At 68.0% G+C, this 25,262-nt stretch carries 25 protein-coding genes; 6 read left to right on the forward strand and 19 right to left on the reverse strand.

Annotation, left to right across the window (positions count from 1 at the left end):
* The first annotated feature begins 75 nt into the window (after positions 1–75).
* From FPZ61_RS07555 to FPZ61_RS07565, 3 genes are all read left to right on the forward strand, one after another.
* Positions 76–852, forward strand: a complete 777-nt coding sequence (locus FPZ61_RS07555) for an HAD-IA family hydrolase (RefSeq protein ID WP_185465510.1) — start codon at positions 76–78, stop codon at positions 850–852.
* Positions 849–1,193: a DUF565 domain-containing protein gene (locus FPZ61_RS07560; RefSeq protein WP_185465511.1), complete on the forward strand. Its 345-nt coding sequence runs from the start codon at positions 849–851 to the stop codon at positions 1,191–1,193. Before FPZ61_RS07555 ends, FPZ61_RS07560 begins: the two co-directional genes overlap by 4 nt.
* A gap of 65 nt (positions 1,194–1,258) precedes the next feature.
* Positions 1,259–2,182 (forward strand): phosphoribulokinase, encoded by a 924-nt coding sequence (locus FPZ61_RS07565; RefSeq protein ID WP_185465512.1) that lies wholly within the window; start codon positions 1,259–1,261, stop codon positions 2,180–2,182.
* Between the two features lie 69 nt (positions 2,183–2,251).
* On the opposite strand, the gene rpmF is transcribed toward FPZ61_RS07565, so the two are convergent.
* On the reverse strand, positions 2,252–2,431 hold the full coding sequence (gene rpmF / locus FPZ61_RS07570) for a 50S ribosomal protein L32 (protein ID WP_185465513.1): 180 nt from the start codon (positions 2,429–2,431) through the stop codon (positions 2,252–2,254).
* 201 nt (positions 2,432–2,632) lie between these two features.
* Here rpmF and ftsH point away from each other — a divergent pair, with 201 nt between their 5' ends.
* Positions 2,633–4,447, forward strand: coding sequence for an ATP-dependent zinc metalloprotease FtsH (gene ftsH, locus FPZ61_RS07575; protein WP_185474793.1), 1,815 nt, complete (start codon positions 2,633–2,635; stop codon positions 4,445–4,447).
* Here ftsH and FPZ61_RS07580 read toward each other — a convergent pair whose 3' ends face one another.
* The 3 genes from FPZ61_RS07580 to thrC form a co-directional block, all read right to left on the reverse strand.
* Entirely contained in the window at positions 4,448–5,428 is a 981-nt protein-coding gene (locus FPZ61_RS07580; protein ID WP_221629854.1) for a cupin, read from the reverse strand.
* 66 nt (positions 5,429–5,494) lie between these two features.
* Positions 5,495–5,770 (reverse strand): MoaD/ThiS family protein, encoded by a 276-nt coding sequence (locus tag FPZ61_RS07585; protein WP_185465514.1) that lies wholly within the window; start codon positions 5,768–5,770, stop codon positions 5,495–5,497.
* A gap of 69 nt (positions 5,771–5,839) precedes the next feature.
* On the reverse strand, positions 5,840–7,141 hold the full coding sequence (thrC, locus tag FPZ61_RS07590; protein WP_185465515.1) for a threonine synthase: 1,302 nt from the start codon (positions 7,139–7,141) through the stop codon (positions 5,840–5,842).
* 128 nt (positions 7,142–7,269) lie between these two features.
* Here thrC and FPZ61_RS07595 point away from each other — a divergent pair, with 128 nt between their 5' ends.
* Entirely contained in the window at positions 7,270–10,137 is a 2,868-nt protein-coding gene (locus FPZ61_RS07595; protein ID WP_255441455.1) for a UPF0182 family protein, read from the forward strand.
* Positions 10,138–10,281: 144 nt separating this feature from the next.
* Here FPZ61_RS07595 and fba read toward each other — a convergent pair whose 3' ends face one another.
* From fba to FPZ61_RS07670, 15 genes are all read right to left on the reverse strand, one after another.
* Positions 10,282–11,355 (reverse strand): class II fructose-bisphosphate aldolase, encoded by a 1,074-nt coding sequence (fba, locus tag FPZ61_RS07600; protein WP_185465516.1) that lies wholly within the window; start codon positions 11,353–11,355, stop codon positions 10,282–10,284.
* 138 nt (positions 11,356–11,493) lie between these two features.
* Complete coding sequence (locus FPZ61_RS07605; protein ID WP_185465517.1) at positions 11,494–12,591, reverse strand: Gfo/Idh/MocA family protein; 1,098 nt, start codon at positions 12,589–12,591, stop codon at positions 11,494–11,496.
* Positions 12,592–12,625: 34 nt separating this feature from the next.
* Positions 12,626–13,024: a hypothetical protein gene (locus tag FPZ61_RS07610; protein WP_185465518.1), complete on the reverse strand. Its 399-nt coding sequence runs from the start codon at positions 13,022–13,024 to the stop codon at positions 12,626–12,628.
* On the reverse strand, positions 13,021–13,896 hold the full coding sequence (accD, locus tag FPZ61_RS07615) for an acetyl-CoA carboxylase, carboxyltransferase subunit beta (protein WP_185465519.1): 876 nt from the start codon (positions 13,894–13,896) through the stop codon (positions 13,021–13,023). The genes FPZ61_RS07610 and accD overlap by 4 nt, the downstream gene beginning before the upstream one ends.
* A 33-nt stretch (positions 13,897–13,929) precedes the next feature.
* Positions 13,930–14,778 (reverse strand): A24 family peptidase, encoded by an 849-nt coding sequence (locus tag FPZ61_RS07620; RefSeq protein ID WP_185465520.1) that lies wholly within the window; start codon positions 14,776–14,778, stop codon positions 13,930–13,932.
* Positions 14,779–14,805: 27 nt separating this feature from the next.
* Positions 14,806–15,102: a hypothetical protein gene (locus FPZ61_RS07625; RefSeq protein WP_185465521.1), complete on the reverse strand. Its 297-nt coding sequence runs from the start codon at positions 15,100–15,102 to the stop codon at positions 14,806–14,808.
* A gap of 112 nt (positions 15,103–15,214) precedes the next feature.
* Positions 15,215–16,117 carry a phosphoribulokinase gene (locus tag FPZ61_RS07630; protein WP_185465522.1) on the reverse strand — a complete coding sequence of 301 codons (903 nt, stop codon included), beginning with the start codon at positions 16,115–16,117 and terminating at the stop codon, positions 15,215–15,217.
* Between the two features lie 58 nt (positions 16,118–16,175).
* Positions 16,176–17,249: a 3-isopropylmalate dehydrogenase gene (gene leuB, locus FPZ61_RS07635; protein ID WP_185465523.1), complete on the reverse strand. Its 1,074-nt coding sequence runs from the start codon at positions 17,247–17,249 to the stop codon at positions 16,176–16,178.
* Between the two features lie 25 nt (positions 17,250–17,274).
* Positions 17,275–18,303: a UDP-3-O-(3-hydroxymyristoyl)glucosamine N-acyltransferase gene (gene lpxD, locus FPZ61_RS07640; protein ID WP_185465524.1), complete on the reverse strand. Its 1,029-nt coding sequence runs from the start codon at positions 18,301–18,303 to the stop codon at positions 17,275–17,277.
* A gap of 40 nt (positions 18,304–18,343) precedes the next feature.
* Positions 18,344–19,483 (reverse strand): glutamate 5-kinase, encoded by a 1,140-nt coding sequence (gene proB, locus FPZ61_RS07645; protein WP_185465525.1) that lies wholly within the window; start codon positions 19,481–19,483, stop codon positions 18,344–18,346.
* Between the two features lie 8 nt (positions 19,484–19,491).
* Positions 19,492–20,007 carry a YqeG family HAD IIIA-type phosphatase gene (locus FPZ61_RS07650; RefSeq protein WP_185474791.1) on the reverse strand — a complete coding sequence of 172 codons (516 nt, stop codon included), beginning with the start codon at positions 20,005–20,007 and terminating at the stop codon, positions 19,492–19,494.
* The gene (locus FPZ61_RS07655; protein WP_185465527.1) at positions 20,004–20,573 is read right to left on the reverse strand and encodes a DUF3727 domain-containing protein; all 570 of its coding nucleotides are present in this window, start codon (positions 20,571–20,573) and stop codon (positions 20,004–20,006) included. Before FPZ61_RS07655 ends, FPZ61_RS07650 begins: the two co-directional genes overlap by 4 nt.
* Positions 20,574–20,592: 19 nt before the next feature.
* Entirely contained in the window at positions 20,593–21,078 is a 486-nt protein-coding gene (ruvX, locus tag FPZ61_RS07660) for a Holliday junction resolvase RuvX (protein ID WP_185465528.1), read from the reverse strand.
* On the reverse strand, positions 21,075–22,208 hold the full coding sequence (locus FPZ61_RS07665) for a hypothetical protein (RefSeq protein ID WP_370593394.1): 1,134 nt from the start codon (positions 22,206–22,208) through the stop codon (positions 21,075–21,077). The genes ruvX and FPZ61_RS07665 overlap by 4 nt, the downstream gene beginning before the upstream one ends.
* Positions 22,209–22,261: 53 nt before the next feature.
* Complete coding sequence (locus tag FPZ61_RS07670; protein WP_185465529.1) at positions 22,262–23,482, reverse strand: F420-0:Gamma-glutamyl ligase; 1,221 nt, start codon at positions 23,480–23,482, stop codon at positions 22,262–22,264.
* Between the two features lie 112 nt (positions 23,483–23,594).
* Here FPZ61_RS07670 and FPZ61_RS07675 point away from each other — a divergent pair, with 112 nt between their 5' ends.
* On the forward strand, positions 23,595–24,977 hold the full coding sequence (locus FPZ61_RS07675; protein WP_185465530.1) for a PhoH family protein: 1,383 nt from the start codon (positions 23,595–23,597) through the stop codon (positions 24,975–24,977).
* Positions 24,978–25,262: the final 285 nt, after the last annotated feature.

The following is a 25,262-nucleotide window of genomic DNA, read 5'->3' on the forward strand; positions in this document are numbered from 1 at the left end:
GGATCATTCTGATCGGGTTGCCGCGGTTGAGCCGGCTGCTGCTGAACCCTCACAACCAGCCCCTAGCCTGGTGTGATGGTTGCTGATGCTGTCCAGGGTTCCCTGCGCGCCCTGCTCTGGGACGTGGACGGCACCCTGGCCGAAACCGAACTTGACGGCCACCGGGTCGCCTTCAACCGAGCCTTTGAGCAGCATGGCCTTCCCTGGCACTGGGACCGGGGCACCTACATCAAGCTGCTGGCCATCAGCGGTGGGCGTGAGCGCCTGCACTGGTTTCTCTCCCGCCAAGGCGCAGCTGCGCCGGCCCCAGAGCTGCTCGAGTCCCTGCATAACGCCAAGCAGGGGCACTACCGCGCCCTTGTGGAGGCTGGCGAGGTGCGCCTGCGCTCTGGAGTGAGGCGTCTGATCGAGGCGGCGGCGGCGGCCGGGCTTCGGCAGGCGATCGTGACCACCAGTGGTCGGGAGGCGGTGGCCGCCCTGCTGGAGAACCAGCTCAGAGACCGGAGCCAGTTGCTGACGCCCAGGATCTGCGGGGAGGATGTGCGCGCCAAGAAGCCTGACCCCGAGGCCTACCACCTGGCCCTGCAGCGCCTGAAGCTGAACCCATCCCAGGCCGTGGCGCTGGAGGATTCTCCGGCGGGGCTGGCGGCCGCCACGGCGGCCGGTCTGCCCTGTCTGGTGACTCCCAGTGCCGCCACCTCTCAGGAGCCGCCTGCTGCCTATGCCGCGGCCTCCGGTGTGGTGGACGGCCTGGGTGAGGCCGGTGCCCCGGTGGGTGTGCGGCACGGCCCCGCTTGTGCCCGCGGCCTGATCACGCTCTCCTACCTGGAGCAGTTGCTGCCAGCGCCATGAGCCCGTTGCCCGTGCAATCCACCCGGCTTGAGCAGGCCCTCGAGAGCGGCGCCCGCACGGCCTGGTCGGGATGGCGCGGCAGTTGGCGCCACCGCAGCCTGTCTCTGCTCGCCCTGCTGCTCGGCCTGTTTGCCGGCAACAATGTCACCGCTTTCGTGACTTACCTGGTCGGGCCACGCCCCCTGGTGGTGCTGCTGCTGGTGGTGCTGGTGGAGCTGTTGGTTCGCCTGCGCAGTCACTGGGTGCGAGGGGAGCCCTCCCTGGGCTGGATGCTCTGCGACAACCTGCGCATCGGGGTGGTCTACGCCGTGGTGCTGGAAGGATTCAAGCTCGGCTCGTGATGCCACCCCCCACGCCTGGGCACCTCCCGGCGGGGCCTCACCACCGCTTGCTGATTCGCTGCGGTGTGGCTGACCCCCTGGCCTGGGAGCGGGAATGGCGGCAGTGTGTCGGCTCCGAGCAGGTCCCGCCGCACCCGAGCCTGCTCTGGGGTCTCACCCTCCCTTTGCTGAGCTGTTGCGCCTCGAAGCTGGCCAGCGCCCCTGGCACGCGCCCCCTGCTGATCGGGCTGAACGGGCCTGTGGGAGCGGGAAAGACCACTTTGGGGCGGCAGCTTGAGCGGCTTGCCCCACGCCGGGGCCTGCGCCTGGCTGTGGCGTCGATCGATGACGCCTACCTGCCCTGGGAGCAGAGGCTCGAGCGGCTGGCTGGCAATCCCTTCGGGGTGAGCCGGGTTCCGCCCGGCAGCCACGACGTGGCCCTGTTGCTGGAGTGCCTGAGGCGCTGGCGCTCGGGAGAGCCGTTGCAGCTGCCCCGCTTCGACAAGCGTCTGCGGGGGGGCGAAGGGGATCGGGCCGGCTGGCGCCGCTACGAGGCCGTCGATGTGCTTGTGCTGGAGGGCTGGCTGGTGGGTTGCCGTGCCCTGGGGGAGACGGTCCTCTCGCGGTTGATCGCCCGGCCCGCCTCGGCGTGGGCCAGCAGCCTGAGTGCCGCTGAGCTGGCCTGGTTGCCCCACTGGGACCGGGAGTTGCAGGCTTACAAGGCCCTCTGGGAGCAGCTCGATGGGCTCTGGTTGCTCAGGCCCAGCCGCTGGGGCCTTCCCCTGCGCTGGCGCCTGCAGGCGGAGGCCCATCAGCGCCGCTCCACAGGACAGGCTCTTCAGGCCGGAGAGGTGGCGGCGATCGTGCGGGCCAGCCTGGCCTCGCTTCCCCCGGAGCTCTATCAGGAGGTGCTGGCGACCGGCTCGGGCGGGGCTTTCTCCGCCGACGCCCTGATCAGACTGGATGGCCGGCGCCGCTGTGTCTGGAGCGGGCCGGCTGACGAAGGGTGATCCTCAGACGCTGAAGGGGATCTGCACTGGGCCGTTGCCACTGATCCGGTCTGCTGAACAGAGCGGTGCTCAGCTCTCGGCGTCGTCGTCGGATTCGTCGATCGGATACACGAAGCCCTGGGCCCGGCCACTCAACACAGCCTTGCCGAGCGACATCGCCTTGCGGGCAGCGACCGCCGCCTTGGCCTTCCAATGGGCATGGCGCTGGTTGCGCTTGCCTTTGGAGGTTTTCTTCTTGGGAACAGCCATCCCGAGCGATCAGCCAAACAAAGATCTTCCGCCTTCGTGAGGCCTTTCGTCAAATCGCTAAGCTCCACCCAGAAGCAGAACCCTGTGAGCAGCCCGCGTCCGGTGCTCCCTCTCTGGCCGGAGGGTGATCCTGCTGTCCTGGCCGCAGCACCGTCCCAGCCGGAGGCCTCCGACTCCCCGACCCCGACCGGGGAGGGAGGATTGCTGCGCCGACTGGTGCGCCCCTCCGACCCCCCGCCGACTTACAGCGAACTCCTCTCCCTGATCCGCGGAGGCACGGTCAAGGAGCTGGAACTCTCCCCCAGGCAGCGGGAGGTTCAGGTGGAGTTCAAGGACGGCCGCAGCACCCGGGTGCCCGTCTTCGCCAACGATTCGCTGCTACTGCGCACAGCCGAGCAGAGCAGCGTTCCGCTCACCGTTCGCGATGACCGCCAGGACGAGGCCGCCGCGGGGCTGCTGGTGAACGTGCTGCTGGTGGTGCTGCTGCTGGGTGGTCTCACCCTGCTGCTGCGCCGCTCCTCCCAGGTGGCCAACAAGGCCATGGGCTTCGGCCGCAGCCAGCCCCGCCTGCAGCCGGAGGGCTCGGTCAGTGTGCGTTTCGAGGATGTGGCCGGCATCAATGAGGCCAAGGCCGAACTGCAGGAGGTGGTCAGCTTTCTGCGTCAACCGGAGCGTTTCACCGCTCTTGGAGCCAAGATCCCCAGGGGAGTGCTGCTGGTGGGCCCCCCGGGCACCGGCAAGACTCTGCTGGCCAAGGCGATCGCCGGAGAGGCGGGGGTGCCCTTCTTCTCGATGGCGGCCTCGGAGTTCGTGGAATTGTTTGTGGGGGTGGGCGCCAGCCGGGTGCGTGATCTGTTCAAGCGGGCCAAGGAGAAGGCCCCCTGCATCATCTTCATTGACGAGGTGGATGCGGTGGGGCGCCAGCGGGGCGCCGGCATCGGTGGTGGCAACGACGAGAGGGAGCAGACCCTCAACCAGCTGCTCACCGAAATGGATGGATTCGAGCAGAATTCGGGGGTCATCCTGATTGCGGCCACCAACCGTCCCGATGTGCTGGATGTGGCCCTCACCCGGCCGGGGCGCTTCGACCGTCAGATCCAGGTGGATCTTCCCGACCGACGTGGCCGCGAAGCCATCCTGGCGGTGCATGCCCGCAGCCGCCCCCTCGATCCTTCCGTGTCGCTGAGCAGCTGGGCGGCGCGCACGCCTGGCTTCTCCGGTGCCGACCTGGCCAATCTTCTCAACGAGGGAGCCATCCTCACCGCCCGTCGCCATCGCAGCAGCATCGATGATCAGTCGCTCAGTGATGCCCTTGAGCGCATCACCATGGGCCTGGCGGTGGCGCCCCTGCAGGACAGCGCCAAGAAACGGCTGATCGCGTATCACGAGGTCGGCCACGCCCTGCTCAGCTGTCTGGTTCCCCATGCCGACAGGCTCGACAAGGTGACCCTCCTGCCCCGTTCCGGTGGGGTCGGCGGTTTTGCCCGCACGATGCCGGATGAGGAGATCCTCGATTCAGGACTGATCAGCAAGGCCTACCTTCAGGCCCGGCTTGTGGTGGTCATGGGCGGTCGTGCCGCCGAGCTGGTGGTCTTCGGTCCCAGTGAGATCACCCAGGGGGCCTCGGGGGATCTGCAGATGGCCACCCGCATCAGTCGTGAGATGGTCACCCGCTACGGCTTCTCCACCCTGGGTCCCGTCTCCCTTGAGGGAGATGGCGGTGAGGTGTTCCTGGGCCGCGATCTGATCCACACCCGCCCCAGCTACGCCGAATCCACCGGCCGTCAGATCGATCTTCAGGTGCGGCAACTTGCGGAGCAGGCGCTCGAGCAGGCTCTGGCCCTGCTTCGGCCCAGGCGTGTCCTGATGGATGAGCTGGTCGACCAGTTGATCGAGCAGGAAACCCTGGGAGGCGATGCCTTCCGGGCGATCGTGGATCGCTTCGAATCCACCGGAGCGCTTCGCGCCGAGTCCGGCTCCGCCACAGCGGCCCTGCCCGTGGCGGGCCACGCCTGATCAGGTGAAGCGGATGTCGAGGCTGCGCAGGTAGGTGTGCAGGGCGGCGTCCTGGATCGGCAGCAGCAAGGCATCCTCACCGCTTTCGTTCACATGGCCGTGCCAGTGGCCCGGCGGTGTAACGAACGCGGCACCCGGCTCCCACTCCATCCGCACGGGGTTGCGGATCGTACCGTCGGGATTGAGCTCTGGCCCCGAGAGGGTGGCGCAGCCCGGTGCGCAGGCGATCACCAGATCCAGAGCCACCGACTGGTGACGGTGGGGGGGCTGCACGGCTCCCGCTGGCACCAGCCCGTACATCGCCCAGAGGGTGTGGGTCACGGTGCGGCTGTCGGGAAGATCGCTGTTGGCCAGCAGCAGGCTGAGTCGGTTGCTGCGGGCGCTGCTGGGATCCGCGGCCAGGGCGGCCAACTCCCGGCGCAGCCATTCGCCGGGGTAGTGGGTGGCCTCGAAACGGGCACGATCGGGGCTGACCCCCAGGTGGCTGAGCAGCGGCGCGTCGTGGACCCAGTAGAGAACGCTCTCTTCACAGGCTTCGAGCTGGGCGGCCTCGCCGCAGGGGAGCACGAACAGATCCCCCTGGCTCCAGGCCTGATCGATCCCTCCACCCAGAGCGCCCGCCGGCCTCCGGCAGCGTCCGGCGCCGCGCCAGACATAAAACAGAAAGCTGGTGGCATTGGCACCGGCGGCGACCGACTCCCCGGCCAGGATGCGGATGAAGCTGGCGCTCAGGGCCGGGCTGGTGGCCGGACCCTGACAGCCAAGCTCACGGCTGAGATCAAGAGGAAGGATCGCACTGGGGCCGCTGGCGTGCAGCTCGGGTCCCCAGCGACCTTCCGGTATCGGTTCGGTCAGTCCACGCCGAACGGGATTGGCCGCCTGGCGGTAGTCGAACAGCTGGGCCTTGCCTGCAGGCGCCATCGACAGGACAGCGCTTTCATCAGGCCGGAGGGCCACAGGAGCTTCAGGAGCCTGGGTCATGAATCCAGCTGTGGATGGTGGAGGAGAGCCTATGGAGGCCAACCCTCCGGTTGTGGGCTTGCAGAATCAGCCGCCGGCCACGGCGGGCACGATGCTCACCTCATCGCCGTCGGCCAGGGCTGTGGCCTGGTTGTCGAGGAATCGGATGTCCTCGCTGTTCACGTACACGTTCAGGAAGCGCCGCAGCTTGCCGCTCTCGTCGGTGAGCCTGGCGAGGATGCCGGGGAAGCGGCCTTCCAGGGCCTGGAGCAGCCCGTCGACGCTGGTGGCCTCGAGTTCAACGCTGGATTGATCCGCGGTGAATTTCTGCAGGGGGGTGGGGATCAGGACCTGAATTGCCATGGCGGATGGGGAGTGCGGCGGCAGCCGCAAAGTAAGGAAGGTGGTCGGGAGCGGAGCCCAGGTGACTCTTCAGACCCCGATCGGTTCCCAGCTGGCACGATGCAGTGACTGGGCCCGCTCCCAGGCGGCATTGAAGCTGGCGAGCTGGGGCTCGATCGTGAGCGGTTCGCCCACGGAGGAGGCCACGGCTTCGGTGGTCTTGAGGCCGTTGCCGGTGATGTAGGCCACGGTGGTTTCGCCGGAGTCGATCTTGCCCTGCTCCACCAGCTTCTTGAGCACCGCGATGGTGGTGCCCCCGGCGGTTTCGGTGAACACGCCCTCGGTTTCGGCCAGCAGCTTGATGCCGTCGATGATCTCCTGGTCGCTCACGGCGGAGATCGAGCCCTTGGAGCGGTTGGCGATGTCGATGGCGTAGGGGCCGTCGGCTGGGTTGCCGATGGCGATCGACTTGGCGATCGTGTTGGGCTTCACCGGGGTGATGAAGTCGCGGCCCTCGGCGAAGGCCTGGGCGATTGGAGAGCAACCCTCGGCCTGGGCACCGCTGAAGCGCACCGGCTTCTCGTCGACCAGGCCCACCTTGATGAATTCGTCGAAGCCCTTGCGGATCTTGGTGAACAGGGAACCGGAGGCCAGCGGCGCCACGATGTGATCCGGCAGCTGCCAGCCGAGCTGCTCGATCACTTCGTAGCCGAGGGTCTTGGAGCCCTCTGAGTAGTAGGGGCGCAGATTGATGTTCACGAAGCCCCAGCCGTAGGTGTTGGCCACCTCGGAGCAGAGGCGGTTCACCTGGTCGTAGTTGCCCTTCACCGCCATCAGGGTGGGGTTGTAGATCAGCGTGCCCAGCACCTTGCCCATCTCCAGATCACTGGGGATGAACACGCAGCACTCCAGGCCGGCGTGGGCGGCGATGGCGGCGGTGGAGTTGGCGAGGTTACCGGTGGAGGCACAGCTCACCGTGGTGAAGCCGAGTTCGCGAGCGCGGGTGAGTGCCACCGACACCACCCGGTCCTTGAAGGAGAGCGTCGGCATGTTGACGCCGTCGTTCTTGATGTAGAGCTTCTTGAGTCCCAGGCGGCGGGCCAGCCGGTTGGCCTTGAGCAGTGGGGTGAAACCGGTGCCCACATCGATTGGGTCGCCTTCGATGGGCAGGAATTCGCGGTAGCGCCAGATCGAGGTGGGGCCGGCCTCGATCGAGGCCCGGCTGACGCGGGCGCGAATGGCGTCGTAGTCGTAGACGACCTCGAGCGGCCCGAAGCAGACGTCTTCACAGACATGGCGGGCGCCGGCCTCGTAGGCGTGGCCGCATTCCTTGCAGCGCAGGCCCGTGAAGGTGGAACCTGAGAGGGCTGAGCGGGAAAGGGTGGCCGTCACGGTGGGACCCTGCGTTGAACATGGAGGCTAACAGCGCTGTCTGAGAGTCCAGTAAAAAGCCGACCTCGGAGATCGGGTTATGTGGAGGAATCGCCTGGCGTGGCCTTTCTGCCTAAGGTCACCTTGAAATGACACCACCGATGCTGCGGCAACTGCGGCGCATTCCCTGGCCGTTGCTGGTATCTGCGGCGGTGCTCACCCTCGCCACCACCCTTCTGCTGACGGCCCGTACCTGGGTGGAGTGGGAGTGGTTCACTCAGTTCGGCTGGGGCAGCGTGATCGTGCGTCGGTGGCTGCTGCAGGGCGCGGGACTCGTCCTGGGGCTGTCCCTGGGCGTGGGACTGCAGTCCTGGGTGGGATGGCTGTGGGCCAGGCCCGTGGTCGGAGAGGGCGAGAGATCCCGTTTCGCCCTGGCCCCTTTCCCCTATCTGCTGACGCTGATCGCGCTGGCGGCCGCCCAGATGCTGCCGTTGCTGCTGCTGCTGCGGCTGGCCCAGCGACTCCTTCTCAATCCCTTCGACCCGCATCGCCTGCATGGTCTGGTGGCCCTGGCGGACCTTTCCTGGCCGGCCGTGGCCTTGCTGGCCCCTCCAGTGCTGCTGGTCCTGCTGCGGGCGCCTCAGCGCGCGCCGCGGCTGCTTTCCGCCCTGGCCAGCGCCTTCGCCGCCGTGGCTCTGGCCAGGGGCTGGGGCTTCTGGTGCCTGGCCCTGATGGCTCCCGACACAGGGGTGAGTGAACCGATGCTCGGGGCGGACGTGAGTTTCGCCCTGGTGCGATTCCCCGCCCTGGCCTTCGGTCTCACCCTCGCTCTGAGCCTGGGCTGTGTCCACATGGCCGCAGCGCTCTGGGGACTGATGGCGCGTCCCCCCCAGCTCAGCGACGGCCGCTTCGGCGGCTTCAGTGCTGCCCAGCTGCAGGCCCTGCGCCTGCCGTGGGGTCTGTTCGCCCTGGCCGTGGCGGGCGGTTTCTGGCTCGGCCGTCATCAGCTGCTGCTCAGCAGCCTGGGGAGTGTGCCGGGGGCCGGCTGGGCTGACGTGCATGTGTCCCTGCCGCTGCGCACGATCGCCTCCGTGCTTGCTCTGATCACCGGCCTGCTGCTGGTGTTCCCCCTGCCGCAGCGGGGCTGGCGCAGCCGCACTTTCGTGGGGAGCGGAATGGTGCTCCTGCTGGTGCTGCTGCTGGAGGCGGTGCTGCTGCCGGCGGTGCAACTGCTGGTTGTGAATCCTCGCGAACTGGAGAGGGAAACGCCCTACCTGGCCCGCTCGATCGACGCCACCCGGGCGGCCTTCCAGCTCGATCGCATCAACACGCGCAACGTCAATCCCAACGACCGCATCAGCCGCGTCGATCTTGAGCAGAGCGAGGCGACGATCCGCAACATCCGCCTCTGGGACAGCCAGCCGCTGCTGGCCACCAACCGTCAGCTGCAGCAACTGCGTGTGTTCTACCGCTTCTCTGAGCCCGCGGTGGATCGCTACGCGATCGCTTCCGGGGATGAGCCACCCCAGCAGCAGCAGGTGATGATCACGGCCAGGGAGGTGGACAGTTCCGGGCTGCAGGCCGCTGCTCGCACCTGGTTGAACCGCCACCTGGTCTTCACCCATGGCCAGGGCTTCACGGTGTCTCCGGTGAACACCAGCACCCCCGACGGTCTTCCCGAGTTCTTCATCAGCGACCTGGGCGCCAACAGTCGCATCAGTGGCAGCCCCGATCTGGACATCAGTCTCGAGCAGGTGAAGGCGGCGATTCCCGTGGGCCAGCCCAGCCTCTACTTCGGCACCCTTCCCGGTCCCTATGCACTGGCGCCCACCCAGGTGCGGGAGTTCAATTTCCCCGAAGGCGACGAGAATTTCTACACCCATTACAGGGGCAGTGCCGGTGTGCCGCTGCGCAGTCCGGCGGCCAGGATGGCGGCAGCGCTCTACCTGCGGGAACCTCGGCTGCTGGTGAACGGCGCACTCAAGTCCGACACCCGCCTGCTGCTGCGGCGTGAGGTGCGTGAGCGGGTGCGGCGGCTGGTGCCCTTCGTGGCCTTCGAGGCCGAGCCCTACCTGGTCTCTGTGCGGCTGGGGGAGGATACGGGGCCCTTCCAGGCGGGGCAGCACCAGTTCTGGATCGTGGACGGCTTAACGATCAGCCGCACCTACCCCTACAGCGCGCCGGTGCCGGACCGCTCGGATGTGCGCTACCTGCGCAATTCGCTCAAAGCCGTGGTGGATGCCTACGACGGGCGTGTGGCCCTCTACGTGGCGGAACCAGAAGATCCCCTGATCGCAGGCTGGCAAAGGCTGTTTCCCGAACTCTTCCGGCCCCTCGAGGCGATGCCGGCAGCCATCCAGGCCCACATCCGCTACCCGCTTCCCCAGTTCGAGCTGCAGACCACCCAGCTGCTCAGGTATCACGTGACCGATCCGGCGGTGTTCTACAGCGGAGACGACGTGTGGCAGATCCCCAAGGAGATCTACGGCTCGGAGCTGGTGCCTATGGAGCCGTATCACATCAGCGGCCAGCTGGGACCCGAGCTGCCCCCGGAATTTCTGCTGCTGCAGCCGCTGACCCCCCTGGCCAGACCCAACCTGGTGGCCTGGCTGGCGGCCCGCAGCGACGCCCCCAATTACGGCAAGCTCGAGGAGTTGCGTTTTCCCAGCCAGACGCCGATCCTGGGTCCGGAGCAGATCACGGCTCTGATCAACCAGAACCCTCGGATCAGCCAGCAGTTCGGGCTCTGGAGCCGCTCGGGGGCCGAGGTGGTGCAGGGCAATCTGCTGGTGATGCCGGTGGGCGAGGCCCTGCTGTACGTGGAGCCGGTTTACCTCAAGGCTCGACGCGGCGGTCTGCCCACCCTGACCCGGGTGGTGGTGAGCGACGGCACCCGCATCGCCATGGAGTCCACCCTGGCGGAGGCGATCGATGCCCTGCTCGACCCGCGGCGCTCCAGTCCTGCCACCGAAGCCCTGGCCGTCCCTGGCCCCGGGCCAGCAGCCGAACCCTCCTGATCCCGGTTCTGGCCCGGCAGCCCTCTGATCAGCGAGCGATGGCAGGGGACCCACGGACTGACATTGAGCATGAAGGACTGAGCATGAAAAAGGGGGCCGTATGGCCCCCCGGGTCAATGGAATCGGTGGATCGGACCAGCCGGCTCAGGCCGCGACGGCCGTTTTGGGATCGAGAGCACCCTTGGCGTAGAGAGCGGCGTAATAGTTGATGTTCTGCTGCTTGATCTTGCTGGCCTGGCCGGCGCACCAGAACTGCTGATAACGATCGAGGCAGACCTTCTTCATGTAGGCCCTGGCCGGCTTGTTGAAGTGGCGGGGGTCGAAGTTGGCAGGATCCTTGTAGGCGGCCTCACGCACCGCCGCGGTGAAGGCCAGGCGGTTGTCGGTGTCGATGTTCACCTTGCGCACGCCGTTCTTGATGCCGTTCTGGATCTCTTCAACCGGCACGCCATAGGTTTCGGGAATGGCTCCTCCGAACTTGTTGATCATGTCGAGCCATTCCTGGGGAACCGAGCTGGAGCCATGCATCACCAGGTGGGTGTTGGGGATGGCTTTGTGGATCTCGGCGATCCGGGAGATGGCCAGCACCTCACCGGTGGGTTTGCGGGTGAACTTGTAGGCGCCGTGGCTGGTGCCGATGGCGATCGCCAGGGCGTCCACCTTGGTTTTGGCCACGAAATCAGCGGCTTCGGCGGGATCGGTGAGCAGCTGGTCTCGGGAGAGGGCGCCGTCAAAGCCATGGCCATCCTCGGCCTCACCCTTGCCGGTTTCCAGGGAGCCCAGGCAGCCCAGTTCACCTTCCACACTGACGCCGATGGCATGGGCCACGTCGACCACTTCCTTGGTGACGGCCACGTTGTAGTCGTAGCTGGCGGGTGTCTTGGCGTCGGCCTCCAGGGATCCGTCCATCATCACCGAGGTGAAGCCGTTGGCGGCGGCGCCGAAGCAGGTGGCGGGGCTGTTGCCGTGGTCCTGGTGCATCACCACCGGGATGTCGGGATAGGTTTCGGTGGCCGCGATGATCAGGTGGCGCAGGAAAATGTCGCCGGCGTACTGGCGGGCACCGCGGGAGGCCTGCAGGATCACGGGGCTGTCGGTTTCCTGCGCCGCCTCCATGATCGACTGGACCTGCTCGAGGTTGTTGACGTTGAACGCCGGGATGCCATAGCCGTTCTCAGCGGCGTGGTCGAGGAGCAGCCGAAGCGGAACGAGGGCCATGGGGAAAACCTCTGGAGGTGTGTGGGTGGAGCGTCAAGTTCGGCCTGGGGAGGCCTGATCACCGGCGTCGGGACCTTGACGCAGGATGGGGGCGAGTCTAGTGGATCCCCTGTTGGCCAGCCCCGACGGGCTCCGGTCTCAGTTCTGGATCTTCTGGCACAGGCCACTGGCGGCGGCCTCAAGGGCCCGGTCGTAGCAGAGCTGGCTGCGCTCTCCTTCCGCCAGACCGGGCAGCATCGGTCTGCCTTCGCGCACGCTCTCGCTCCACCAGCCGTGCAACCGGGCCACCGGCGCGATGCGGCCGTCGGCCCAGGTGCGAGCGAAGGCAAGGGCGGGGTCGGGCAGCACAGGCTGGGGGGACTCCCCCGGGCGGGCGAGCCAGAGATGGAAGCCGTGGACATAGTCCGCCTGGTTGTCGCTTCCCAGGATCAGCGTGGCCTCACTGCCGTAGAACTCCAACCAGCAGCCCCTCCCGGCGCGGGTCACCGAGGAGAGGCTGAGCTGGGCCGGCACCGACGCCCCGCCAGGCGCTTCCAGGTCCAGTTGCAGCAGGGCCACATCGTCGGCATCCACGGGGCTGAAGCGGCCCTGGCCGCCTGTCAGTGGACGCGAGTGAATGGCGGTGGACAGATTGGCACTCAGCTGACGCACGGGTCCCACCAGCCACTCCAGGGTGTCGAAGGCATGGGTGCCGAGGGAGCCGAGCACACCGCCCCCCTCTGAGCGCTGGGAATACCAGCTGAAGGCTCGTCCCGGATCGGCGCGGCTGCTCATCAGCCAGTCGAAGCGCACCAGCCAGGTGTCACCCAGTACCCCCTGGCGCAGCAGCGCCTGCAGCTGCTGGAACACCGGCACGGCCCGGTACTCGAAATCCACCGCCACGCTCAGGCCCCGCTCGATGGCCAACCGCCTGAGCTCCCGCACCTGCTCCACGTGGAGGGCGACCGGTTTCTCCAGCATCAGATGCTTGCCCGCCTCAAGGGCAGCGCGGGCCAGCTCGAAGCGGGGCCCGGGGGGAGTGGCGATCACCACCGCTTCCACGGCCGGATCCTCCAGCAATGCCGTGAACGTGCTGTGGCCCGGAAGCTCAGCGGAACGGCAGGCGGCCTCCAGGCGTTCCTGTCTCGGGTGCCAGAGAGCCACCGGCTCCGTACCGGGGCAGCCCCGCAGGGCAGGCAGGTGCACCTTCTCGCCGAAACCGAGACCGGCCACCGCGACCTGGAGGGGTTGGGTCATGGCAGCAAGGGGTTCAGGGGATCAGCTCCGGGGATCAGCGGGACGACAGCAGCTCGGAGCCGGCCGTGCAGGCCTGATCGAGAACGGCCCTGATCAGGTCATCCTCGCCGGTGGGTTGCCACGCGGCGCCGAAGCGGGGCAGCCCGTTCACGGAGGTGTCCCGGTAGAGCTGCAGATCGCAGTCAAGCTCCATCACATAGAGCTGACCCCGATCCTCCGAGGCCGGCTGAAAGCGGGTGAGCACCGAGAGCTGCCCATCACGGCTGAGCCGCAGGCTGCCGGTGTCCCACCACTGGCGGCCGGCCGAGCTCTCTGGCACCTCCTGCCAGTTCACCGGCCCCGCTGCGGCCCCACCGGGCCAGGCCCCCAGAGTGATCCCCAGCACCGCGATCAGCAGCACGGCGGTGCGGAGAAGGGGGCGGAGGCCGCTCATGCCGCCACCGGCGCGCTGACACCGTGCAGCCGCAGCAGGCTGGCGAGGGTGCTGCGCAGGCGGGTGCGCGGCACGATCAGATCAACGAAGCCGTGCTCCTGCAGGTATTCGGCGGTCTGGAAGCCCTCGGGCAGCTTTTCGCGCAGGGTCTGCTCGATCACCCGGCGGCCGGCGAAGCCGATCAGGGCCTTGGGTTCCGCCAGGATCAGGTCGCCGAGCATCGCGAAGCTGGCCGTCACGCCACCGGTGGTGGGGTGGGTGAGCAGGGGGATGTAGAGGAGCTCCTGCTGGCGGTGACGCTGCAGGGCGCCAGAGATCTTGGCCATCTGCATCAGGCTGAGCATGCCCTCCTGCATCCGGGCCCCGCCGGAGGCGCAGACGATCATCAGGGGCTGGCGAAGCGCCGTGGCCTCCTCGACCAGACGGGTGAGCTTCTCGCCCACCACCGACCCCATCGAGCCGCCCATGAAGCGGAAGTCCATCACCCCCAGGGAGAGGGGAAGCCCCTCGAGGCGGCAGTGGCCGGTGACCACCGCATCGCGCAGCCCGGTGGATTGCTGGGTGTCGCGCAGGCGGTCGGCGTAGCTGCGACGGTCCTTGAATGCGAGGGGATCGGTGGGGGCCAGCGCGGAGTTGATCGGGCTGAAGCTGCCCTCATCGGCGATCACCCTGATGCGCGCCTCGCTGTCGATGCGGTGGTGGTGGGAGCAGCCGCTGCAGACACTGGCGTTGGCGATCAGATCCTTGCGGTACACCACCAGTCCGCATTCGGGGCACTTGCTCCAGAGCCCATCCCCGTCTTCGACCTCCTGGGTGGCGCGCACGACCGGGTTGACCTTGCGGCGATCGGCGAACCAGTCGAACAGGGACACGGGACGGGGCCTGGCAACGGAGCGGTGGCTCCATTAAAGGGTGGCGCCCCATCGGCTCCACTGCTGCATCCACCAGCCCTCTCCCGCCAGCCAGACGGCCACGGCACCGAGGGCCAGAAACGGCCCGAAGGGAAATGGTTGCCCTGGTCCGAGCCGTCCGCTCAGTCTGCCCAGCAGGCCCACAACAGCTCCGCTGAACACCGCCAGGGCCACGGCCAGGCCCATCCCACTCAGTCCGAGCCAGGCTCCGAGCATGGCGGTGAGCTTGGCGTCCCCCAGCCCCAGGGCGGGCTTGCCGATCAGCCGCTCGGCCAGCGCACTGAGCCCTTCGAAGGCGAGCAGCCCCAGGCAGGCGGCGAGCAGGTGATTGAACACCAGGGCGCGGGCGATGCCCTGCGACTGGCTGAGGCCGGCGGCCAGTGTGATCAGCAGGCCCAGCAGCAGACCCCAGCGGCAGAGGGGTTCGGGCAGCCAGAGATGGTCCCCGTCGATCAGCACCAGCGGCAGCAGCCAGCTGATCAGCAGCCAGCCCGCCCCGATCAGCAGCCAGGCCGGCGCCTCCCCCAGGGCGCTGGGCCTGGCCTCGAGGGCGGCCACCCAGAGCCCGGCGCAGAGCAGTTCCACCAGGGGGTAGCGGGGGGAGATCCCGCCGCGGCAGTGGCCGCAGCGGCCCCGCAGCAGCAGCCAGCCCAGCACGGGCAGGTTCTGGTGCCAGGCCAGGGGGATCCCGCAGCGGGGGCAGTGGCTGGCGGGCGCCACCAGCGATTCCCGCCGCGGCAGTCTCCAGGCGACCACGTTCAGAAAGCTGCCGACGCAGGCTCCGAGCAGGGCCACCAGCAGGGGGATCAGGGCGTTGGCGGCCAGGACGGGCTCAACAGGCATGACGGCAGCGGCGCGGACGGGACTGGTTCAGCCGCGCTGGGGACCACGGATCGAGCGGGCTCGGCCCGCATTGCGCCCCCGCAGCAGCTCCATGGGCACGAACTGTTCCTCCGGCAGCAGCACCGGGGGTTCGAACACCACCCGGCCGAGGCCCCCACGGCTTTCGAGCACGATCCCGATCGGCTCGACGCCCGCCGGACACTGCTCCACATAGTTGAAGTAAATCCGGCGCGCCTGCTTGAGCATCTGGCCGCTGTTGATCTGATCCCAGCGCACCGGCGGATTGGTCGGATTCGAGGCCCCTCGGATCTTGAAGGACGGCATTGGACGCAGTCCCTGGCCGGGTGAAGCGGCCGAGGAACCGGGGTCGAAGGATGGTGGTGTGGCGAAGGTAATCGGCCTCAGCCATTCCGATCGGCCCCTGCAGCCTAATCGCTCAGGCGAGTCTGTTCTTCTCCTCGATCAGGCGGTGAATGATCGGAGTGAGAATCAGCTCCATCGCGAAGCCCATCTTGCCGCCGTTCACCACGATGCTGGTGGGGCTCGACATGAAGGAGTTGTTGATCATCCGCAGCAGGTAGGAGAAGTCGATCCCCCACTTCTCGCGAGCTCCCTTGCGGAAGTGGATGATCACGAAGCTCTCGTCCGGGGTGGGGATGTTGCGGCAGATGAAGGGGTTGGAGGTGTCCACGGTGGGCACCCGCTGGAAGTTGATGTCAGTGCGGCTGAACTGGGGGCAGATGTGGTTGATGTAGTCGGGCATGCGGCGCAGGATCGTGTCCACGATCGTCTCGGCTGAGTAACCACGCTCGGCATTGTCCCGACTGATCTTCTGGATCCACTCCAGATTGGCGATCGGCACCACCCCGATCAGCAGGTCCACCAGGGAGGCGACGTCGTAGCCCTCACCCACCACGCCCCCGTGGAGGCCTTCGTAGAACAGCAGGTCGGTCTCTGCGGGAATCGGTTCCCAGGGGGTGAACTGACCAGGCTCCAGCTTGGTGCCGAGCCGGGCGTTGTGCTCAGCGGCCTCCTCGACGGAATGGAGGTAGTAGCGCTTCTGGCCGCCACCTGTTTCTCCGTAGGCCTGAAACTGCTCGGCCAGCTTGTCGAACAGGTTGGCCTCCGGGCCGAAGTGGGAGAAGTTGATCCCCGCCGCCTGGGCCTGGGCCATCTGCTCTTTCATCGGGCCGCGCTCGAAGCGGTGGAAGCTGTCGCCTTCAACAACCGCCGGGATGATCCCCTCCCGCTGGAAGATGTGCTCGAAGGCCCGCTTGACGGTGCTGGTCCCCGCGCCCGAGGAACCGGTGACAGCTACAACCGGGTGACGCTTGGACATCGGCGCAGGGGGAGAAGGAAGCGAAAACGAGTTTGGCAGGTCGCCGGTCCGCTGCTGCTCAGAGCTCCGCCAGCAGTTGCTCCCCCATGGCCGAGCAGCCCAGCAGGGTGCAGCCCTCGGCCATCAGATCGCCTGTGCGATAGCCGGCGCTGAGCACCCGGCCAACGGCAGCTTCCAGGTCGCTGGCGGCGGCCTCCTGCTTCAGGCCGACCCGCAGCAGCATCGCAGCGGAGAGCACCATCGCCATCGGGTTGGCCAGGTCCGCCCCGGCGATGTCGGGGGCGGAGCCGTGCACCGGCTCGAACAGCCCGGGCCCCTCGTCACCCAACGAGGCGGAGGGCAGCATGCCGATCGAGCCGGTCAGCATCGCCGCCTCGTCGCTGAGGATGTCGCCGAAGAGGTTGCCCGTGAGCAGCACATCGAACTGGCGGGGCGCCCGCACCAGCTGCATCGCCGCGTTGTCGACATAGAGATGGCTGAGCTCCACCTGAGGGAATTCAGCCGCCATCAGCTCCACCCGGTCGCGCCAGAGCTGGCTGACATCCAGCACGTTGGCCTTGTCGACGCTGCAGAGTCTGCCGCCGCGTTCGGTCGCCAGCTGGAAGGCCACCCGGGCGATGCGGTCGATTTCGTCGTCGGCGTAAACCATGGTGTTGAAGGCCCGGGTACGGCCTTCGGCCTCCACCCGGCCTTTGGGGCTGCCGAAGTAGATGCCGCCGGTGAGTTCGCGCACCACCAGCAGATCCACCCCCCTGATCACCTCCGGCCGCAGGCTGCTGGCCTCGATCAGGGCCGGAATGATCTTCACCGGGCGCAGGTTGGCGAACAGGCCCAGGCCCGCGCGAAGGCCGAGCAGACCAGTTTCCGGCCGCTGTTCCCGGGGCAGGGGATCGAACCGGGGGCTTCCGATTGCTGCCAGCAGCACGGCGTCGGCAGCCCGACAGGCCGCCAGGGTGGTCTCCGGCAGGGGGACGCCCGTGAGGTCGATGGCGGCGCCACCGATCGGCTGCTCATCGAAGGCGAGACTGAAGCCATGGCGCTCGCCCACCGCCTCGAGCAATCGCCTGGCGACTGCAGTGATCTCCGGTCCGATGCCGTCGCCGGGTAGCAGGGTGATCCGGTAGCTGGTCATCGTGGGGGAGGTGCTGGGCGCGAGGCTACTTCTGCAGCTGGCGCAGCGTCTTCGCCATCTCCGGCAGCTTGTTGAAGGCCGCCGAGCAGCGCAGCCACAACCTGTTGGGAATGGCCGGATAGCCACTCACCACTTCGCCGGCGGCCACCTCGCCGTGAATCCCCGATTTGGAGGAGGCGATCGCGCGATCGCCGATCCTGGCCCGGTTGGCCACCCCCACCTGGCCGGCCAGAATCACCCCATCGCCGAGAATGGCTCCGCCGGCGATGCCCACCTGGGAGGCCAGGGCACAGCCGCGGCCGGTGACGACCCCATGGCCGATCTGAACCAGGTTGTCGATCTTGGTGCCGGCACCGATGCGCGTTTCCCCCACCGAGGGGCGATCGATGGTGGTGCCGCAGCCCACTTCCACCGCCTCCTCCAGCACCACAAGGCCGGTCTGGGGCATCTTGCGCCAGCCGCTGGCGGTGGGCACGAAGCCGAACCCTTCCGAGCCCACCACGGCGTTGGAGTGGACCACGCAGGCGCGGGCCAGACGGCTGCCGGGGTGGAGGACCGCATTGGCATGGATTTCACAGCCTTCCGCCAGCTGCACGTCGTCGTAGAGCACGGCACCGGCATGGATGGTGCAGCCATCGCCGATCACGCTGCCCTCGCCCACCACCACATGGGCGCCGATGTGCAGCTCGCGACCCAGGCTGACCCCTGGCGCGATCACGGCACTGGGATGGATGCCCGGTGGCAGGCGGCGGGGGGGATGAAGGGCCTCGAGCGCCTCGGCGAAAGCCAGTCGCGGGTTCTTCAGGGCCACCCAGGCGATGCCCCTGGCACTGGCGAGCTGCTGCAGGTCGGGATCGGGAGGCAGCAACAGGGCTGCGGCGCCGCAGCCCTCGAGGGCGGCCGCCAGGCTGTGTCCCGGCTCGAGGAAGGCCAGCTCCCCCGCCGCGGCCTGGTCGACCGCCGCGGCGGTGCTCAGCTCGGGATCCGCGGCCAGATCCCTGGCGCTGGCCTCGTTCAGCTCGCTCAGGTGCGTGAGCAAGGTGCTGAAGCGCATTCCAGGTTCGCGGCCGGTGGCCGGATCGTAGGGCGGGCCCTCAGCCCGGAGCCGTCGTCGGCGCGGTGAGCACCAGGTGGTCGCGGTGAACCACCGCACTGCCGGCGTTGTGGTCCAGGGTGCTCTGGGCCGCCCGGCTGCTCAGCCCCAGCACCTGGGCCACCTCAGCGCTGCTGAGGGCGCAGAGGCCACGGCCGATCTCGCGCCCCTCAAGGGAGAGCAGGCGCACCGCATCGCGGCGTTCGAACGCACCGTTCACCGCCCGGATGCCCACCGCCAGCAGCGAGGCCCCCCGCTCGAGCAGGGCCCTCTCGGCGCCGGGGTCGATCAGCAGGTCCCCCTTGGGCAGCAGGGCATGGGCGAGCCAGCCCTTGCGGTCGGGCAGGGGGCAGGGGCTGGGACGGAAGAGGGTGCCGAGGCGTTCGCCGGCCAGCAGAGCTTCGAGCACGGCAGGATCACGGCCATCGGCCAGGCGCACGGCGATGCCGCTGGAGGTGGCGATGCGGGCTGCAGCCAACTTGGTGGTCATGCCGCCGGTGCCCCAGCGGCCGCCGCCCTGGGCCACGCCGCTGAGGCGCTCCAGCTCCTGCAGATCCCGAACTTCCTCGATCGGTCGGGCACTGGTGTCACTGCGGGGATCGCCGGAATAGAGGCTGTCCACATCAGTGAGCAGCAGCAGCTCATCGGCGCCGATCGCCACGGCCACCAGGGCCGAGAGCGTGTCGTTGTCGCCGAAGCGCAGTTCATCGGTGGCCAGGGTGTCGTTCTCGTTGACCACCGGCACCACGCCCCAGCTCAGGAGTTGCTCCAGGGTGCGGCAGGCGTTCTGGTAGCGCCGGCGGGAGGCGAGGTCGCCCCGGGTGAGCAGCACCTGGGCCACGGCGCTGCCGTGCCGGGCGAAGGCGGTTTCATAGAGCCGCATCAGCCGGCCCTGGCCCACGGCGGCAGCGGCCTGGAGGGCCACCACGTCCTCGGGACGTGCCACGAATCCGAGGGCATGGCAGCCCAGGCCCACCGCACCGCTGGTGACCAGCGCCATGGCTTCCCCCAGCTGACGTCGCCGGCTGAGGCTGGCGGCCAGGCCGGCGATCACGGCCTCGGTGTCGCGGCCCTGGGAGCCGCGCAAAAGGCTGGTGCCCACCTTGACCACGCGGCGTTTCGAGGAGGTCGTAGCGGTCATCGGGGCGGTCATCGGCTCCATTCGGTGCCCACCAGCCGCGCCAGGCTCACTTCAAGGCGTTGCAGGCGATCCTCCGGGCAGGGTTGCCCTTCGGGACCCAGCGGTTTCACCAGGACGGTGAACAGGCCGAGGCGGTTTCCCACCAGCACGTCCGTGAACAGGCGATCGCCGGCCAGGGCCACCTGCTCGGGGGGGAGGGCAAGGTCGGCCAGCACCCGCCGCAGGGCACTGCGGCGGGGTTTGCCGGCGGAGGTGGTGTAGGGCAGATCCAGCCGCTGGGCCACCGCCCCGATCCGCCGCCGGGAGGGATTGTTGCTGAACAGATGCAGTCGCAGGTTGTCCTTGGCCTGCCGCAGCCAGGATTCCATCACCTGGGGCATCTCCGACTGGCGGCGGGGCAGCAGGGTGCGGTCCACATCCAGAACCAGGGCCCGGATGCCTCGATCGAGCAGGGCCTGCAACGGCATCTGGGCCAGGGTCGTGGTCAGGACCCAGTCAGGACGGAGCAGATGCTGCAGCTTCACCCAACGATCTCCCGGTCTTCGAGCTCGGCTTCGATGCGTGGCTGCACCCGCTCGAATTCCTCCCCTTCCACCAGCACCGCTTCATTGTTCTGCATCCGGGCCACCACGAAGAACGGATCGAGGGGGATGTAGAGCCCGTATTCGCGGTCTTCGGCGCGGAACTGGATCAACATTTCGTAGAGATCGGTCTCTTCGTCGCCGTCGCCCTCCCCCTGGAGGTCGTCCTCCAGGTCATCGGGATCGGGTTCCTCCAGCTCTCCGCTCACGGTCAGGGTCACGGCCGAGCGCACCAGGGTCAGGTCGTGCTCCTGAAGCACCACATCGGCCACGGTGAGGATCGACTCAGCGGCATTGACCTCCTCGATCACTTCATCGTCCTGATCATCACCCTCGGCCATGCGCACCAGGCACACCGGGGTGTCCACCGGCGTGAGCAGGGCATAGTCGTGACCATCGAGTGGGATCAGCTGCTCGAGGAAGCAGAGCAGCTGGCGGTTCTGGCCATCACGAACGAGCACCGTGGGTACGTCACCGGATCCTGTGATCGACGGTCCTTCGGCACTCATGGGGAATCAGCAGGTCACATCAGAATGTCTCAGCGCCTGCCGGCCGGTCGAGATTCGGTGTCGCAGGCCTGACCGGATGGGGTTCTGGTCCCTCGTGCAGCCACTGCTCCAGCAGCAGGGCCGCCGCAACGCTGTCCAGCTGTCCGCTGCGGTCGCCGTGGAGCCCGTGACGCTCGCCGGCCTCCCAGCTGCTGCTGTGTTCATTCACCCAGGCCAGCGGCAAGGCCAGGGCCAGGGCCAGGCGCTCGCCGTAGCGGCGGCAGTGCTTGGCCTGGAGGGTGGGCTGCTGGTTGGCATCAAGGGGCAGACCCACCACCAGGGCCTGGACCCGCCGCTGGGTCACCAGAGGGCGCAGCCTTTGGAGATCCGCTGAAAATGCTCCCCGACCCAGGGGGGGCAGGGGGGTCACCGTGAGGCCGAGCGGATCGCAGCCCGCCAGTCCGATCCTGCGACGACCCACGTCGAGGGCCAGCACCGAGCGGGGGGGCGGCGCCTGGCGGCTCACCGGCCGCTGCCCAGAGACTGGGGGGCATGGTGGCCTCCCCCCCCGCGCTGCAGGGGGGTGGGAACGGGCCTGCGGCGCGGCTTGAACGGATCGAGAACCGTGTCAAGTCGCCAGGACTGGCGGCTGAGCAGCCGCGACCCCTGGCGCCTCCAGACGCTGCGGGCCATCAGCAGCTCCTCCCCCTCCGCCACGGCTCCCAGCTGGCTCAGCCAGTGTTCCCGCTCATGGTCGTCACTGTCGCTGCGCAGCCGCAGGGGCGAGATTCCGCCGGCCAGCTGCCGCACCAGGCCGGCCAGGCTGGGGCCATAGAGGTGGGCCCAGCCGGGGTGCAGGGTCACCTCCAGCTCCGGCGGCCCCAGGCTTCGGCACCGCAGCCGCCGCACGGCCGCCACGGCCTGCTGGCGGCTGGGATCGACCCAGAGCAGACCTTGGCCCTCGCTCTGATCGAGCACATCCTCGATGCGGCGATCCAGCAGCTGACGCAACCGGGCCGGGCAGGTGGCCTGCTCCAGGTGCCAGAGCAGGGAAGCGCTGCGGCGATTGAGGGGCCGCAGCTGCAGCTCACCGCCTGGCAGGGTGCTCGCCGGCGGGGCGGTGCCGGCCTCGATGGGATCAGGATCCCAGTACCAGAGCGTTTCCAGGAGCAATGGCTGGAACCCCTGCTCGCGCAGCAGGGCCAGGCGATCCTTGTGGCCGGCGGGAACCCTTGTGATCCAGCTCGAGGCCCCCGGGCAACGGCGGAGGGCCTCGCGCAGGAGGGCCCCCTCCACCTGCCGCGGGCTTGGGGATCCAGGTTCGCTCAGGGCTTGGCGGCAGAGGCGCAGCTCCTCCACCCCCCAGCAGCTGCCGCTGCGGTTGAGCCGCCGCACCACCCCCAGGCCGAGCAGGCGATCGCCGCCCTGGTGGGCTACCAGCACTTCAGGGGCCAGGGGCGGACGTCGCACCAGGCTGCTGAGCAGTCGCTCCGGAGTCTGCAGCAGCAGGGCTTTCTGCAGCAGCGGCTGCAGATCGAGAACAGCCGCATCCTGCAGGTGCGGCAGCATCCAGCCCTGCAGGGGGTCGACCTGCACCTCCTCGCCGGTGGCGTGTGGATCACCACCAGGGGACCGGGTTGGCGTGGGGTGACGCACGGAACGACCGCTGATGATCAACTGTATCGGGACGAGACAGGTCTCCTCAGGCCTCAGGCGGGTCGCACCAGCACCAGAGGTGTGCGTTCGTTGGCGTTCCCCGCCGGGTTGGGACGCAGGGCACGCCGCAGCAGGTCCTCGTTGCAGCCGGCACTGGAGGCCAGCACCTTGACCCGCCCCAGATCGTTGACGTCGACGACGGCCACCGGCACGCCCAGGGCCAGAGCCAGCTCCTGACAGCAGCGCTCGGGTTGGTCGGGACCCAGCACGATCGTCTGGTCATAGGGAGGGGTGGTGCCGGTGATGTCGTCGATCAAGCGGGCCTGGTCACCGGCAAGCCGGTAGAAGCCCCCCTTGCTGCCCACCACTTTCATCAGGCTGCCGGCCAGCCAGGCGCAGAGAACCCTCGCCGGGCCGACCGTATCGATCAGGCTCTGCAGGCCGCAGGCCGTGGCCAGGCTGCTGGTGGGATGGAAGACGCGGCAGAGCAGCCGGGCCAGGCAGGAGGGCTCCACCATGGCGGGGTGCTGGTAGCGGCCCTGGATCACCGCCAGGGGAGTCTCGCCGATGGTGAGGATGTCGCCGGGGCGCAGCACGGGTCCGGCGTAGCGGCGCAGCACCTCGGCGGGATCATCGAGAACCCCCAGCAGATGGGTGGGTACCGGCAACACCTGGCAGCCGTCGCCCGCACGCCAGGCCGCTGTGGCCGGATCGCGCGGTTGGGGATGGCGCACAGGTACCAGGAAGCCCTGGCGCCGCTCCAGGCGCCCGAAGGGTCCGTAATTCACCCAGACCACCTCCAGCCAGAGGGTGTCGAGCAATTCCTGCAGGAGGGTGTGGCGCTCCTCCGGGCTCGGTGCGTTGGCTCCCCCCGCCAGGCTGATGCGCACCGTGGCTCTGACCTGGGTGCTCTTGTGGCCCTTCACGATGTAGGCCGCCCAGTAGCCATCGGGCCGACTCGACTCGTCGGGGTGATCGGCGACGACGCTGCTGGCCACGCGCAGGTGGGAGAGGTCTTCCCGGCCGAGCACGGTGGCGCGCAGCTCCAGCTCGGGAACCATCACCTCCATGCGGTGATGGGGATTGTCGATGCGCAAGGTGCCCTCAAACGTCACCGAGCCTTCATCGGTCCAGCGGGTGCTCCAGGGGCCCGAACTCAGCCGCAGGGGCGAGGCCGGCCGCAGGCGGTGGCGCAACTCCAGCCAAAGCAGGGTGAGGCCGAACAGCAGCGCCAGCAGAATCAGCGCGCAGAGCGTTGGGGGCAGGGACGGCAAGGGGCAGGGGCGCCGAAGTCAGCGGGAGCGTAAGCCGTGCCCGGTTTGCGGTGCTGGTGGGGTGGACACCGCTGCGGCCTAGGTTCGATGTCTGGCCATTGCGGCGCGGGTGGTGAAGAAGACCTTCGTTCTCGACACGAACGTGCTCCTGCACGATCCACTGGCGATCACCCGATTCGAAGACAACACGGTGGTGATCCCGATTGAGGTGGTCGAGGAGATCGACCGCTTCAAGCGGGATTCCTCCGAGAGGGGCCGCAATGCCCGCCAGACCTCCCGCCTGCTGGATGAGCTGCGCGCCAAGGGCAACCTCTCCGAGGGGGTGGAGATGAACGCGGAGCACCACGGCATGCTGAAGGTGGTGTTCTGCCGCAGCGAAACCCTCGCCCAGCTGCCGCCGGAGCTGAAATCCGGCAACGGTGACAACAACATCCTGGCGGTGGCGCTGGAGCAGCGCCTCCAGGACGTGATGGGCAACCATCCCCCCGTGGTGCTCGTCACCAAGGACACCAACCTGCGCATCAAGGCTGATGCGGTGGGCCTGATCGCCCAGGACTACAGCACCGACAAGGTGGCGATTGCCGACCTGTACCCGGGCTTCAGCGCGTGGGTGGTGACGGCAGAGCAGATCGACCAGTTGCACCACCAGGGATCCCTCGTCCTGGACCAGCTGCCGCCACGGTTGCCTCCCCAGCCACCGCTGCTGCCCAATGAAGGGGTGACCCTGGTGGATGCCCTGCAACCCCAGCACACCCTGCTGGCGCGGGCGGATGGGACCGCCAAGGGTCTGCGGCCCCTGCAAAAGGTGACGCGAAACAAGCTGGGGCGGGTGAGCCCCCGCAATCGGGAGCAGACCTTCGCCCTCGACCTGCTGCTGGATCCCGCCGTCAGCCTGGTCACTCTGGTGGGCAAGGCCGGCACCGGCAAGACCCTCCTGGCCCTGGCCGCCGGGCTGCATCAGGTGGCCGATGATCACCTCTACGATCGTCTGCTGGTGACCCGGCCGGTGATTCCCCTGGGCAAGGACATCGGCTTCCTGCCCGGTGATCTCCAGGAGAAAATGGGCCCGTGGATGCAGCCGATCATCGACAACCTCGATTACCTGCTCGGTGGCGAGGACGCCCCGATGGGCAGCCTGCGTTCCAGCCGGGGCCCGCGCAACAACTGGTCGGATCTCAAGGGGATGGGCCTGCTGGAGGTGGAGGCGATCACCTACATCCGCGGCCGCTCGATCCCGCGCCAGTACATGGTGGTGGATGAGGCGCAGAACCTCACGCCCCATGAGGTGAAGACGATCGTGACACGGGTGGGGGAAGGCACCAAGATCGTGTTCACCGGTGATCCCTACCAGATCGACAATCCCTACGTGGATGCCGACAGCAACGGCCTCACCTGGCTGGTGGAGCGTTTCAAGGGCCAGCGGCTGGCGGGCCATGTGACCCTCCTCAAGGGCGAACGTTCACCCCTGGCGGAGCTGGCGGCGAACCTGCTCTGAGTGCTTCACCCATTGCGCGGACGGCGTTCCTCATTTCGACGAATCCCTGACAGCGGATCGCCGGACTTCGACGCAAGAGAAGAATCGCACGAGCCTGCAGCTCTGTTTTGCGCTGGGATGGTGTGCCACTCCGATCTCCCCTCCGAATGCGATCAGATCAGTTCGTTCAACAAGTGGGTTGCCTGGAATGAGCTCTGAGTGTGAATGGGCAGATGGCTGACTTGAAGTCAGAGTTGCAATGGACTGCAGCGTCTTGTTATGCAGAGTTTTGGTTAGACTCATTGC

The organism is Synechococcus sp. BSA11S, from assembly GCF_014224355.1.
GTDB lineage: Bacteria > Cyanobacteriota > Cyanobacteriia > PCC-6307 > Cyanobiaceae > Regnicoccus_A.

What these genes read in the sequence shown, in the direction of transcription:
- lpxD (WP_185465524.1), bottom strand. Translation starts at nt 18,303, where the DNA reads ATGCGCTTCAGCACCTTGCTCACGCACCTGAGCGAGCTGAACGAGGCC.
- FPZ61_RS07595 (WP_255441455.1), top strand. Translation starts at nt 7,270, where the DNA reads ATGACACCACCGATGCTGCGGCAACTGCGGCGCATTCCCTGGCCGTTG.
- FPZ61_RS07630 (WP_185465522.1), bottom strand. Translation starts at nt 16,117, where the DNA reads ATGTCCAAGCGTCACCCGGTTGTAGCTGTCACCGGTTCCTCGGGCGCG.
- FPZ61_RS07560 (WP_185465511.1), top strand. Translation starts at nt 849, where the DNA reads ATGAGCCCGTTGCCCGTGCAATCCACCCGGCTTGAGCAGGCCCTCGAG.
- FPZ61_RS07580 (WP_221629854.1), bottom strand. Translation starts at nt 5,428, where the DNA reads ATGACCCAGGCTCCTGAAGCTCCTGTGGCCCTCCGGCCTGATGAAAGC.
- FPZ61_RS07620 (WP_185465520.1), bottom strand. Translation starts at nt 14,778, where the DNA reads ATGCCTGTTGAGCCCGTCCTGGCCGCCAACGCCCTGATCCCCCTGCTG.
- proB (WP_185465525.1), bottom strand. Translation starts at nt 19,483, where the DNA reads ATGACCGCTACGACCTCCTCGAAACGCCGCGTGGTCAAGGTGGGCACC.
- FPZ61_RS07610 (WP_185465518.1), bottom strand. Translation starts at nt 13,024, where the DNA reads ATGAGCGGCCTCCGCCCCCTTCTCCGCACCGCCGTGCTGCTGATCGCG.
- FPZ61_RS07655 (WP_185465527.1), bottom strand. Translation starts at nt 20,573, where the DNA reads ATGAGTGCCGAAGGACCGTCGATCACAGGATCCGGTGACGTACCCACG.
- FPZ61_RS07555 (WP_185465510.1), top strand. Translation starts at nt 76, where the DNA reads ATGGTTGCTGATGCTGTCCAGGGTTCCCTGCGCGCCCTGCTCTGGGAC.
- rpmF (WP_185465513.1), bottom strand. Translation starts at nt 2,431, where the DNA reads ATGGCTGTTCCCAAGAAGAAAACCTCCAAAGGCAAGCGCAACCAGCGC.
- fba (WP_185465516.1), bottom strand. Translation starts at nt 11,355, where the DNA reads ATGGCCCTCGTTCCGCTTCGGCTGCTCCTCGACCACGCCGCTGAGAAC.
- FPZ61_RS07585 (WP_185465514.1), bottom strand. Translation starts at nt 5,770, where the DNA reads ATGGCAATTCAGGTCCTGATCCCCACCCCCCTGCAGAAATTCACCGCG.
- FPZ61_RS07625 (WP_185465521.1), bottom strand. Translation starts at nt 15,102, where the DNA reads ATGCCGTCCTTCAAGATCCGAGGGGCCTCGAATCCGACCAATCCGCCG.
- leuB (WP_185465523.1), bottom strand. Translation starts at nt 17,249, where the DNA reads ATGACCAGCTACCGGATCACCCTGCTACCCGGCGACGGCATCGGACCG.
- FPZ61_RS07605 (WP_185465517.1), bottom strand. Translation starts at nt 12,591, where the DNA reads ATGACCCAACCCCTCCAGGTCGCGGTGGCCGGTCTCGGTTTCGGCGAG.